The 12,177-nt window shown below is 66.8% G+C and carries 11 protein-coding genes; 5 read left to right on the plus strand and 6 right to left on the minus strand.

Annotated elements, in window-relative coordinates:
* The 4 genes from ACO05L_RS08435 to ACO05L_RS08450 form a co-directional block, all read right to left on the minus strand.
* Nucleotides 1-1,341 carry a peptidylprolyl isomerase gene (locus ACO05L_RS08435; protein WP_421728736.1) on the minus strand — a complete coding sequence of 447 codons (1,341 nt, stop codon included), beginning with the start codon at nucleotides 1,339-1,341 and terminating at the stop codon, nucleotides 1-3.
* 85 nt (nucleotides 1,342-1,426) lie between these two features.
* The gene (locus ACO05L_RS08440; protein WP_421728737.1) at nucleotides 1,427-3,877 is read right to left on the minus strand and encodes an LPS-assembly protein LptD; all 2,451 of its coding nucleotides are present in this window, start codon (nucleotides 3,875-3,877) and stop codon (nucleotides 1,427-1,429) included.
* Between the two features lie 34 nt (nucleotides 3,878-3,911).
* A complete protein-coding gene (lptG, locus tag ACO05L_RS08445) occupies nucleotides 3,912-5,045 on the minus strand; it encodes an LPS export ABC transporter permease LptG (RefSeq protein WP_421728738.1) in 1,134 nt (377 codons plus the stop codon).
* On the minus strand, nucleotides 5,042-6,172 hold the full coding sequence (locus tag ACO05L_RS08450; protein ID WP_421728739.1) for an LptF/LptG family permease: 1,131 nt from the start codon (nucleotides 6,170-6,172) through the stop codon (nucleotides 5,042-5,044). Before ACO05L_RS08450 ends, lptG begins: the two co-directional genes overlap by 4 nt.
* 143 nt (nucleotides 6,173-6,315) lie before the next feature.
* On the opposite strand from ACO05L_RS08450, the gene ACO05L_RS08455 reads away from it, so the two are divergent.
* Genes ACO05L_RS08455 through ACO05L_RS08475 form a run of 5 tightly spaced genes read left to right on the plus strand, consistent with a single transcriptional unit; the run spans nucleotide 6,316 to nucleotide 9,215 of the window.
* Nucleotides 6,316-7,791 (plus strand): leucyl aminopeptidase, encoded by a 1,476-nt coding sequence (locus ACO05L_RS08455; RefSeq protein ID WP_421728740.1) that lies wholly within the window; start codon nucleotides 6,316-6,318, stop codon nucleotides 7,789-7,791.
* Nucleotides 7,791-8,255, plus strand: coding sequence for a DNA polymerase III subunit chi (locus ACO05L_RS08460; protein ID WP_421728741.1), 465 nt, complete (start codon nucleotides 7,791-7,793; stop codon nucleotides 8,253-8,255). Before ACO05L_RS08455 ends, ACO05L_RS08460 begins: the two co-directional genes overlap by 1 nt.
* Nucleotides 8,252-8,593: a hypothetical protein gene (locus ACO05L_RS08465; RefSeq protein ID WP_421728742.1), complete on the plus strand. Its 342-nt coding sequence runs from the start codon at nucleotides 8,252-8,254 to the stop codon at nucleotides 8,591-8,593. The genes ACO05L_RS08460 and ACO05L_RS08465 overlap by 4 nt, the downstream gene beginning before the upstream one ends.
* 29 nt (nucleotides 8,594-8,622) lie before the next feature.
* Nucleotides 8,623-8,931 carry an I78 family peptidase inhibitor gene (locus tag ACO05L_RS08470; RefSeq protein WP_421728743.1) on the plus strand — a complete coding sequence of 103 codons (309 nt, stop codon included), beginning with the start codon at nucleotides 8,623-8,625 and terminating at the stop codon, nucleotides 8,929-8,931.
* On the plus strand, nucleotides 8,928-9,215 hold the full coding sequence (locus ACO05L_RS08475; protein WP_421728744.1) for a hypothetical protein: 288 nt from the start codon (nucleotides 8,928-8,930) through the stop codon (nucleotides 9,213-9,215). Before ACO05L_RS08470 ends, ACO05L_RS08475 begins: the two co-directional genes overlap by 4 nt.
* Nucleotides 9,216-9,270: 55 nt before the next feature.
* Here ACO05L_RS08475 and ACO05L_RS08480 read toward each other — a convergent pair whose 3' ends face one another.
* Both ACO05L_RS08480 and ACO05L_RS08485 read right to left on the minus strand, forming a co-directional pair.
* Entirely contained in the window at nucleotides 9,271-11,235 is a 1,965-nt protein-coding gene (locus ACO05L_RS08480; protein ID WP_421728745.1) for a M61 family metallopeptidase, read from the minus strand.
* Nucleotides 11,236-11,338: 103 nt separating this feature from the next.
* Nucleotides 11,339-11,848: an FKBP-type peptidyl-prolyl cis-trans isomerase gene (locus ACO05L_RS08485; protein WP_421728746.1), complete on the minus strand. Its 510-nt coding sequence runs from the start codon at nucleotides 11,846-11,848 to the stop codon at nucleotides 11,339-11,341.
* Nucleotides 11,849-12,177 lie beyond the last annotated feature (329 nt).

The following is a 12,177-nucleotide window of genomic DNA, read 5'->3' on the forward strand; positions in this document are numbered from 1 at the left end:
TTACTTCAACTCGATCAGGGCGTCAGCGCGCAGGTCGCGGCTGTAGCGACGGGCCAGCATGGCCAGGTTCTGGTTCTGCAGGCGCGATTCCACCTGCTGATAGGTCGGGGCGTCAGGCCCGCCGACGCGGCGACCACAGACGGCCAGAAGATGCAGACCCAGGGGCGTGCGGATGGGCGCACTGACCGACCCGACCTCGGCGGAACGGGCGATGTCCTGGAACTGGGGCGCCAGGTTGGCGACGTCGCTCTCGCCCAGATCGGCGCCCAGCAGGCCCTGTTCCGAGGTGGCGCGCTGCAGGATGTTGTCGCAGGTCAGTTGTGGGCGCAGGGCGTTCAGCCGGGTGGTGGCCGCGGCGATATCGGCGGCCGACGCCGTTTCCGGCGCCTCGACCATGATCTGCTTCAGGTTGACCATGCTAGTGGTCGAGCCGGTGCGCTTGTCGCGCATATAGATGATGTAGACGCCGCCCTCGACCGGGATAGGGCGCGACAACTGGCCGACTTCAAGCTGTTCGATGGCGGCCTGCAGGGGCGCCTGGACCGTGCCCTGAACGACCCAGCCGGCGTCGCCGCCGCGGATCGCCGAAGGGGCGGCCGAAAACTGACGAGCGACAGCCTGGAAGGGCGCGCCCTGCACCATCTGATCGACCAGTTGTTGAGCGCCGTCCAGCGCCGCCTGCTGACCGCCGACGCGGGTGGCCTCGATATAGATTTCACCGACCAGATACTGGGGCTTGGAGGCCGTCTCGCTGGATTGACGCAAGGCCTGTTCGACCTGGCTGCGCGATACGCGCGAACGCGACGAGAAGCGTCCGCCGACCAGTTGGCGCCAGGCGGCCTCGGTGCGCAGCTGCTCACGCAGGGTCTCGGGCCGGATGCCGCCGCGCTCGAGGAAGGTCATGTATTGCTCGCGCGTGGTGCCGACTTCCTGGGCCATGGCGGCCAGTTCCTCGTCGACCTCGGCGTCGGAGACGATCAGGTCAGGGTATTTCGCGATCTCCTGACGCTGAAGCCGTTCCTCGATCAGAGCCTGAAGCGCCTGCTGCTGGATGGCGGGCAGGTTCTCCTCGGTCGGCTGAACCTGGCTCATGGCGATGATGATGAGCATCCGCTGACGAAGGTCGTAGCCGGTGATGATCGCGTCATTGACCGTAGCGACCACGCCGTCGGCGAGTTCGAAGTCGGGCATGGCCGAGGGTGCAGGCGCTTGAGCCGCTGCGGGGGCCGCAGCAGAGGCGGGTGGGGCGGCCTGTGCAGCAGCCGGCGCCGGCGCAGCGCTCTGGGCGACCGCCGAACCTGCGATAAGCGCGGCGATCGCCACGCTCGTCGATAAACGCATCAAACCCATGGTCAGTCCTGGTTCCTCAAGAAGCGTCCCTCGACCCGCTCTGAAAAGGCAGGTCGCGCTCCATCAAACGCCGTGCTCATCGCACGCCGGATTGGTCATAGCCTGAACCTCCAAAAGTGGCGAGGTTTAGGCGCACATAGACGCCCTCGGACGGCCCACTGGGCCGCACGCGGGTATTATCGCGGCGATAGCCGATCTCGAAGCGGAAGCAATCGTCGTCGAACAGCAGGCCGATCTCGGAGCGGGTGATGACATCGGCCTCCAGGTCGGCGATGCCGGCGGCGCTGACGCCCCAGTCGCCATAGACGAACTGCTGCCCCGCCAGTTGCACGAACTGGTAGTTGCGGTTCATCGGGCCGTCGACGGGGTTCGAGCGGTCGATGATATAGCTGAGCGAGGCGAGGTTCCGCCGCCCCCAGCGGCCGTCGACCGAGGCCTCCGCGCGTCGGATTTCACCATCACCGTCGAAGGTGGCGTGGCCCCAGCCGCGTATGCGGTCCGAGGGGGTGAAGTCGCCCTGGACGACCCAGTCCGACGTGCGCGACGCCAGACCCGAGGGATCATAGACCTGGCCCGGCGCGTCGGGGATGGCGATGCGGAAGGCGGGCTCGGCGTCCTCGCGATAGCTGCGGCCCACGAACAGGCTGGCGCTGCGTCCCTGATCCCAGCGCAGAGTGGCGCGGGCGCCGGCGGTGAACCGCGCCCCACCCTCGTACAGGTCGTAGCCGGGCAGGCGGTCGATGCGGAACAGCGAGCTTTCGTCCAGCTCGAAGGTCTGGGTGTCCTCGATCGGAATCCGGGGATCGAGATCGGACTGGCTGGACACGGACACCTGGGCCAGCGGTTCCAGGATCAGGTTGGCGTCGGCGCTCAAGCGCTTGATCAGGGGATAGCTGACATCGACGCCGGCGGTGGCGCGGCCCCGCGTTATGGCGTCGGAACCGTCTTCCAGACCGGGCGGCAGGTCGCTGATGGAATAGAGGTCCACGCGGGTGTCGATGAAGGGTTCGACCCGCACGCCGATGGGCAGCACCATGGCGCGGCGCCAGTCGCCCTGCAGGGTCACGCGGCGGCTGTCGACGCCTTTCAGGCCGGTCAGGTCCGAAGGAATGATTTCCGGCCGCAGGATCGGGCTGCCGATAAACTCTTCGCGATACAGAGCCGCCGCCGAGCCCTTCAGCCGCAGCCGTCCGCCCAGGATCGGGCCTTCCGGTTCCCAGCGGGCGTCGATGACCGGGGCCGCCATGGGCAGGGTGTCGTCGTCCTCGAACACCTTGAACCCGTCCGCGTCGCGGAAGTCGGTCGCTGCAAATGCCGGGTCGAGCCGCAGGCTCTGCAGGGCGAAGGCCGCGATGGAGACGTAGGAACGCTGCGTCTGACGCTCGGCGTATATCTGGCTGATCAGGCGACGCTGGTCGCCGTAATAGAGACCGTTGTCCTGATAGGGGCTTTGCACGTCGTAGCGGTCGAACAGCGTCTTGTCGGAGGTGCGTTCGGCGGTGAAACCCCAGCGCCAGGGCCCCTCGGGATCGAATCGGCCGTGAGCCAGCAGATAGCTTCGGCTCTCGCGGTCGCCAAAGGCCACGTTGCTTTCGAAATCACCGTCGCCGTCGCGGTCGAAATCGCCGAAGTTACGATCATAGGTATAGCCGGCCCGGGCCACGATGGTCCCGTCGGCGAAGCGGCGGCGCCATTGGGTATTCAGCAGGGGCGCGACCCGCGCGTTGAACTGGGGCGAGATCAGCCAGTCCTCGGACGGCGATACGACGTAGAGATAGGGTGTCTCCAGCGACACGCCCCGACCCTCGTCATAGTTCAATCGCGGCACCAGGAACCCTGAGGCGCGCTCGACCGTGGGATCGGGGTGGGCGAAGACCGGCAGCCAGAAGACCGGCACGCCGCCGACCTTGAACACCGCATTGCGGTACAGGATGGCCCGCAGCTCTTCGTCCTGAATGACCTTTTCAGCCTGGACCGAGAGGCTGGGTGTCTTGGGATTACCCTCGTCGTCGCAGATCGGGCAGGGGGTGAAGAGGGCGAAGTTCAGCTCGTTGACCCGGGGCGACCGGCGAACGGCCGTCGCCGCCATCAGACTGGCGCCATTGCTCAGGCGGGTGCTGAAATCGACGGCTACCCCGGCACGCAGGTCCTGATCGAGTTCGATATGGCTGGCGGTGACCACGTCGCCGGTGTCGTTGGTCAGTTCGATGTCGCCGTCGGCCGTGGCGACGCCGCGTTCGAGGTCATAGGTCAGGCGATCGGCGCGCAGGGTTTGGGACTGGAACCGGGCCAGGGCGCGTTCGTCCGATCCCGAGGCGGTGACGACATCGCCTTCGCGGCTAGCGGACGCGGCTTCGATATAGACGGAATCCTGGGTCAGGCCGTCCGCGCCGGTGGCGCTTGTCGCGGCCTCCTGAGCATAGGTCGGGGCAGCCAGCGCCAGGGGGGCGCAGGCGAACAAGGCTGCGCCGGTCAGCAAACGGGCGCGACGCCCATGGCCGCCGAAGACGCTGCGATCACCCTGCATACACATATAATCCTAGCCGGTTCGGCCGGTCCGATTAGCCGTCTTCGGTATAGAACAGCAAGGTGAAGGCGGCGAGGGCGGTGAGAACTGTCGGCAACCAGGCCGCGACGAACGGCGGTACGACCTCGGCCGAGCCCATGGCCGACGAGAATTGGTTCAGGAAGAAGAAGCCGAAACCCAGCACGACGGCGGCCGCCGCCATCCGCGCCAGGTCGCCGAGACGCATCAGCCGCAGCGAAAAGGCCGCGGCCAGGATCGACATGGCGGCGAAGGCGAGCGGCGTCGACAGCAACTGCTGCAGCCGCAGCCGATAGGCCGTGGACGAGAATCCGGCGTCCTCGATGCGGCCGATCTGGGCGGGCAGGGACCAGAAGGACGTGGATTGGGGCCGGGCGAATCGATTGAACGCCTCCTCATCCGCCAGGCTGGAAGGCAGGTCGAGCGTGGCGTAGCGCACAGCCCTCTGCCCCGTCTGGGCGCCGACCGCATCGACCAGGCGCCAGCGTCCGGCGTTCAGGCTGGCCGAGGCGGCGTCGATCCGCTCGGTGAAGGCGCGGCGGCCATCGGGGTCGGTCGTGTAGATGAAGAAGGTCACGGCCAGAAGCCGGGCGTTGGTGCGATCCTGACGTTCGGCGCGGATGATCATCTGACGCTGGGCCTCGCCCTCGCGCAGCCAGATCGCCTCGTTCGCCTCGCCGGTGCGGCTTTCGCCGGAGATCCGGGCCCGCTCGCGTTGATAAAGGCCGTCGCCCGCCGCCGCCAAAGGCCCCACGACGGTGACGGTCAGCACGCCGAATACCAGGGCTGCGCCCGCCGCCGGCAGCACGAAGCGCCAGGCGGAAATCCCGGCGGCCCGCATGGCGATCAGTTCGCTGCGACGGTTCAGTCCGACAAAGGCCCCCAGGGTGCCGAACAGGAAGACGAAGGGCAGAAGCTGCACGATCACCGCGGGCGACTTCAGGAACATCAGCCCGATCAGCCTGAGCGCAGACAGGTCCGCATCCACGCCACGCGAAATCTCGACGAAGTCGATCAACATGACCAGGGAGGCGATGACGGCCAGGGCGACAGCGAGGGCGCGGGCCTGTTGCACCAGGACGTAGCGCTCGATGCGACCCAGACGAAACCGGGTCGAGGTGTGGGCGCCGCGCAGGCTGAGCCGGGTCATGCGAACCTCGCCTTGAGCGTGCCGATCAGGGGCCATGTCCTCTGACGCCGGGGCTTGAGCGCGCGGAACAGCATTCTCAGCGCCAGGACGGCCACGCCCAGAGGCAGCAGATACTGGAAGACGTTGAGCCAACCGTTCCAGACGCTGGCCGCCACCACGCCATACCCCAGGATGCGAACCAGCAGGAACAGACCCGCGGCCTTTGCGATGCGTCCGCCATAGCCGGTTCGGCTGTAGGCCCCTCCCATGATCGCCGACAGGGCCAGGGCCATGCCGGTCAGGGCATAGAGGGGCGATGACAGCCGGGCGTGAGCTTCGGCCAGCAACTCGCCTGCGGAATATCGGCTCAGGGTGGCTGGACGAGGGTTGAGCAACTGGGTCAGGCTGAGGTCGGCGGGCTTGTAGCGGATCGTCTCGTCGTTGTTGGTGAAGGGCGACAGGTCAAAGGCGTACTGGTCGAACGACAGGAAGTTCAGCACGCCGTCAGAGGAATATTTCTGCCACGAGCCCTCGGTCATGGTGAGGACGGGCGCGCCGCCGATCCGGCCGAACCGGGCCTCGGAGGCATCCCAGGTCGTCACCGACTTGCCGTCGTCCAGGTAGATGAAGAGGTTCTTCATCAGACCGCTTTGTTCGATCTGCTGCACATAGACGGTCAGGCCGTCCGGGCCTTGGACGAACTGCCCCTCTTGCACCAGCAGCGCAGCCAGGTCTGTGCGGATGGCGAAGGTCTGTTCGCGCGACGCGCGCTGGGCCCAGGGCTGGACGAACAGGTTGTTGCCCAGGACCAGGATCGTCACGATCACCGCCAGCCGGGCCGCGGGCGAAATGACCGACCACCGCGTCATGCCGCTGGCGAAGGCGGCGGTCAGTTCCTGCTCGCGCTGCAGTCGCGTCAGGGCGACCAGGGCGCCCACGAACAGGCCGATGGGCAGGATGACGCCCAGCAGTTGAGGAAGGGCCAGAAGGGTCAGTTTGACCATGATCCAGACGCTCTGGCCCCGCTCGACGATGATCTCGAGTTGGTCGAGGCTCTGGCTCAGCAGGCCGATTCCCGCCAGCGCCGCGCACGCCGCCACGATGGGCACGGCGAGCTGTCGAAAAAGGTAGCGTTGAATCAGGGTCATGCGTGCGAGTGGCTTGCCCTGGTTGCGGGGGCGGGCGATGGGGAGCATCTAATACACACCCGGACGTGTCGGGGCCAACCGACAGCGTCCTTCCCACAGTATCAAATGACCGGAGCGTCCAACTCCGGCTGGAGTCGCGTTTCATGAAAGTCGAATTTGTCGCCGCCGCGGGTTCTGCGGAAATCGTCGCCGTGCTGGTGCATGGCGATCGCAGCCTGACCGCAGCCGGCGGGACCTACGACCAGGCCGCGTCCGGCGCCCTGACCAAGGCCATGCAGAAGAGCCGATTTACAGGTTCAGCCGACGCGACCCTGACCATCGCTGCTCCGGCAGGCGTCGAAGCCGACAGCGTGCTGCTGGTCGGCGCGGGCGACCCTGCCAAGTTTGACGACCTGGCGCTGGAATCCGCCGCCGCCGCCGCCTTCCATGCCGTCCGCCTGTCGGGCGCCGAGGTGCTGACGCTGGACTTTGGACATCTGAGCCCCGAACAGTCGGCCCGCGCGGCCTTCGCCGTTCGCCTGGCCGCCTATCGCTTCGACAAGTACCGCACCACGCTGAAGGCCGAGAAGATCGCCTCGGTGACCTCGGTGCGGGTCGTGACCTCCGACATCCGCGCGTCTCAGGCGGCCTTCGAGCCTCTGTCGGCTGTCGCTGACGCCGTGATCTTTGCGCGCGATCTGGTCGCCGAGCCCGCCAACGTCCTCTACCCCGAAGAGTTCGCCCGCCGCGTCAAGGCGCTGGAGCCTCTCGGCCTGAAGGTCGAGATTCTGGGCGAGGCCGAGATGGAGAAGCTGGGCATGCGCACCCTGCTGGGCGTGGGCCAGGGCAGCCGTCGCGAAAGCCAGCTGGCGGTGATCCAGTGGAACGGCGGCAAGGCGGGCGAACAGCCCCTGGCCTTCGTCGGCAAGGGCGTGACCTTCGACACCGGCGGCATCTCCATCAAGCCGGCCGACGGCATGGAAGACATGAAGTGGGACATGGGCGGGGCGGCTGCGGTCGCCGGCCTGATGCACGCCCTGGCGGGCCGCAAGGCCAAGGTCAACGCCGTGGGCGTCCTGGGCCTGGTCGAGAACATGCCTGACGGCAACGCCCAGCGCCCCGGTGACGTGGTCGTGTCGATGTCGGGTCAATCGGTCGAGGTGATCAACACCGACGCCGAAGGTCGCCTCGTCCTGGCCGACGCGCTCTGGTACACGCAGGATCGCTTCAAGCCGAAGTTCATGATCGATCTGGCGACCCTGACGGGCGCCGCGATCGTGGCCCTGGGCCTGGACTACGCCGCCCTCTATGCGAACGACGAAGCCGTGGCCGGGCCGATCTTCGCCGCCGCCGACAAGGTGGGCGAAAACTTCTGGCGCATGCCGCTTCCGCCCCAGTACGAAAAGCACATCGACAGCCCCATCGCTGACGTGAAGAACACCGGCAATGGTCGCGCCGGCGGCTCGATCACCGCGGCCCTGTTCCTGCAACGCTTCACCAACGGCACGCCCTGGGCGCACCTGGACATCGCGCCGACGGCCTGGGTCAACAAGTCCACGCGCAACACCATCCCGGACGGCGCCGTCGGCTTTGGCGTGCGCACGCTCGACCGGATGGTTGCGGATTCCTACGAAGGCTGATGAACGCCGCAGCCGGTCCCGAAATCTGGTTCTACCATCTGGAGCAGTCCTCGCTCGGCCAGGTGCTGCCGGAGCTTCTGGATCGGACGCTGCAACGGGGGTGGCGCGCCATCGTGCGCGTCGCCGACCCCTCCGAGCTTGAAGACATCGACGACGCCCTGTGGACGTGGCGCGAGGACAGCTTCCTCGCCCACGGCCGTTCGGACGCGCCCCACGCGGATCGTCAGCCCATTCTGCTGACCTCCTCGCATGAGAACCCGAACGGTGCTCATGCGCTGTTCATCGTGGATGGGTCTGAACTGGGGGAAACGGAGACATACGCACGATGCTTCATCATCTTCGAGGGCCGGGACGAGACGGCGCTGCACGGCGCACGCGAGCGCTGGCGCACGCTGAAAGGGCAGGGGGCCAACCTCGCCTACTGGAAGCAGTCGGACGAAGGGCGTTGGGAGAAGGCGGCGTGAAGGTTGCGGTCCTGTCGTCGCTGATGCTGCCGGGCGCGGTCCTGGCGGGCTGCTCGACGCCCAAGACCGAAGCTCCGGCGCCCGCGGTCGTCGCGGCGGCGGCCCAGGCGCAACCCATCGGCACCCGGATGCCCTCGACGGACGCCGACATGTGCAAGGCCAACGACCTGCAATGGCTGGTGGGCAAGCCGCGCACCGAGATTCCCGTCCCGGTCGATGTCGTCAATCGGCGGGTGGCCTGTACGACTTGCGTCATCACCGAGGACTATTCGCCCTACCGCCTGAACATCTTCTTCAACACCGCGACCGGCCTGGTCGAAACAGTCCGTTGCGGCTGACCGCCTGACTTGAAAAGGAGACCGACACGATGACTCGTTTGCCGATCTTGTTCGCCCCCGTCCTGCTGGGTCTGGGAGGCCTGGCCATCGCCGCCTGCGCCCCGATGGAGGGCGGTCCCGCGGCGACCCTGCCTGTCGACGGAGCCAGCGAATGCAAGGCTGACCTCTATCAGGCCTATATCGGCCGCAAGCGGTCCGAGCTGCCGCGGGCGCCCGCCGGAGAGACCTGGCGCGTGGCCTGCAGCACCTGCGCGGTGACGATGGACTATAATCCTCGCCGCCTGACCATCACCTATGACGTCAACACCGAAGTCGTCACTCAGATGGCTTGCGGATGAGCCGGGCGAGCCTGATCGCCGCAGGTGGGCTGGCGCTTGTCCTGGCAGGCTGTGCGGCCTCGCCGCCGATGGATGGCGGCGCGGTTGATGGACCCCGTCAATGCGACGCCGCCCAGGCCCAGTCCCTGATCGGCTCTCATGTCGGCGCCGTGGACTTCGGGCCCGGCTCCAACGTCCGCATCGTCTGCACCACCTGTGCGACGACCAAGGAGTATATGGCCGATCGTCTGAACCTGCGTTTCGACGAGGCGACGGGCATCATCCAGTCCGTGGACTGCGGCTGACCAGGCTTTTGGTCTGAGCCAGAACCCGCGCGGTTCTGGCTCAGACGCTCAAGGTCTAGCGCTGCCGCGCCGTGTACAGGTCGCCCAGCCGGTCCGGCGTGCCGGCGATGCGCTCCAGGTGCGGATAGCGAAGGCCGCCGTGGTAATCGATCTCGACCGTACGGTAGCGCTCGCCGTCCTTGACGATCAGCGAGATCGGCGTCGTCGTGTCCTTGGCGGCGGTGATGGCCGCGCCCAGTCGGTCGGGTGAAGCAGCGTCCCCATTCACGGCGATGATCTGCATACCGACAGCCAGGCTGGCGTTGAAGGCGGGGCCTTCCCACAGGACGCCGTTGATCTTGCTATCCTTGTCGGTCTGCAGCCCCAGGGAGTACCAGAAGTTGCTCCGCTCATATTCGGCGTACAGCGTCTTCTGATAGTCGGACGGGGTGTCGGTGAAGACCAGACGGTATCCGCCGCGCTCAAGCCCATCCAGCGGGGCGCCGGGGCCATGTCCATCCAGGCGGGTGCGCAGGAAGCTGGCCCAGTCATGCGCGACCACGCCGTTCAGCGCGCTCACCACATCCTCGAAGGTGTAGGGGGCTTCGTCGAACTCGCCGTCGTTGGTGCCGAAGAAGGCGCGGGCGAAGTCGTCCAGGCTCTTGCGGCCGTTGGTCTTCTCACGGATCAGGGTGTCGGCATCGAGCCAGATCAGCGCCCCCTCGACATAATAGTCCTCGTCCCGCTGCCAGCTGAGCCAGCCCTTGGGCTGACGCTGGCTGATGATGGGGTCGTTGGTGGTGTCCTGCATGGCGCGCCATTCGCGCCCAATCGTGGCGTCGTAGGAGGCTGCGGTCATCGCCAGGGCGTCCAGCGCCTGTTGACGCGTCACCATGCCGGATCGCGCCGACAGGACATTGCCCCAGAACTGGGTCTGGCCCTCATAGACCCACATCAGGCTGTCCTGCAGCGGGATGTTGTAGTTGGCCACGTTCTGATCCGCAGGCCGACGCCATTTGCCGTTCCACGAGTGGGTGTATTCGTGGGCCAGCAGGTCGCGGTCGCCCAGCTTGGACGACCAGTCGGTGAAGAACCCCGGATCGACGCTGTTCTCGGACGAGCGGTGGTGCTCCAGCCCGATGCCGCCCAGCCGGTCGGTCATCGCCATCAGGAAGTCATAGCGGTCAAAATGGCGTGCGCCGAACAGGCGGTCGGCCTGTTGGACCAGGGAGCGCAGAATGCCGATATGTTCGTCGGTCGGGGCGATATTGGCGGCGGCGTCGGCGACGATATTGATCCGAACCGGCGAGCGGCCGCCCGGATCGAGGTCGATCTGGCGATAATGGGCGCCGGCGAAGATCGGACTGTCGATCAGCACGTCCAGGGTGACGGGCTTGAAGGTGGTCGTGGCGCCCGCCGTCCCTTCAGTCTCCAGCGCCGAGCCCATCGACCAGCCGTCCGGCAGCTTCACGCTGGCCTGGGTCGTGATGTTGCGGTGATAGCGGCCCGCCGGATAGAGCAGCATCTTCTCCCACTGCACGTTCAACATCTCGGCCGTCATCGTCACCCGACCCTGATTGGGGGCGGTCGGCGACAGGTGCTGGAACTCGGCGACGATCTGGGTCGCCCCGGCGGGGACCACGATATGGAAGGCGAAGGGCTGCAGGGTGTCGCGCGTCCACTCCACCCTCTGGCCGCCCGCCGTGATGATCAGCCCGGCCAGTTGAGCGATCGGCCCCGTGGGTCCGTGCTCGCCCGGGAGCCATTGCGGAAAGAACAGGGTCATCGGCCCCGCCGCCTCGACCGGAATGATCTCGCGCACCCGGAAGATGCGGCGGTTCAGGTCGGTGGCGTCCACGTCGAGCGTGATCACGCCCGGCCAGGCCCGATCCACGACATCGGGGATGGTCGTATTCACCGACGATGCGGGCGAGAGGACGGCGGCGGTGGTGGACGGAGCCGCCGCCTGGGCCAGAGCCCCTGGGGCTGCCGAGACGAGAAGAAGAGCGAGACCGCAGGCTGAGAGGCGAGCGTGAGACATGAGAACTCCTGGGCGAGCGATGCGCCCGCTCGTCACCGGACGAGCGTAGCCATACCGCATGAACGCGCTTTGGCCCGGAAGCTCCGCCGATCGCGCTAAGGCGTCAAGGATTGACCGCCAGCAGCTCGACCCGGAACAGCAGGGTCGAGTTCGCCGGGATGTCGGCGCCCATGGCGCGGGGGCCATAGGCCATGTCGGCGGGAATCACGAAATCGTAGGTCTCGCCGACGTGCATCAGGGCCACGCCCTCGGTCCAGCCGCGGATGACGCGGCCCAACGGGAACTCGGCCGGTTCGTTGCGGGCGTAGGAGCTGTCGAACTCCTTGCCGTTGATCAGCGTGCCGCGATAGTGGACGCGAACCGTGTCGACGACGGAGGGGCGGGGCGCGTCGGGCTTGGCCCGGCCGATCCGCTTGAATTGCAGGCCCGAGGGCAGGACCGTCCAGTCGCGCCGCGTCGAACTCCAAGCGAGATAGCCTTGCTGGGCCGGTTCCCAGGATGCGGCGCTGTTCGGAGAGGCCGCCAGCAAGGTGTTGGGCACGGTGGCGGCGCACCCTGTCAGGCCCGCAGACAGGGCGATTACGAAGGCGGCGAGCAGGGCGGTGCGTGTCATACCGCCACGCTAACATCTGGCTGCGCCCGCTCAACCCGAAAAGTCCAGCCAAGAAACCTGTGGATGGCCTTTATTTCGTCGGAAAAGCGAGTATACGTCGCCGTTCCGCAATCACTCACATGATTCCGCGCGAAAGCGCCGAGGCCCGGTCCGTCGCCCTCCGACCGAGCGAAGGCGTGGCTCCTTCCCAAGGGAGCTCACAGATTTCAGGCCTCCTGGTCCCTTCGGGGTCCGAGGGTGGAGGCCGAAACCGATTGTCACGGGACGCCGGATGGCGCGCCGTGCCGCTGCATTTCTCGTTCGGGTCACGCCGAATGGATTGGGAAAAA

It is taken from the genome of Brevundimonas sp., assembly GCF_965227765.1.
In the GTDB taxonomy this organism is placed as follows: Bacteria; Pseudomonadota; Alphaproteobacteria; order Caulobacterales; family Caulobacteraceae; genus Brevundimonas.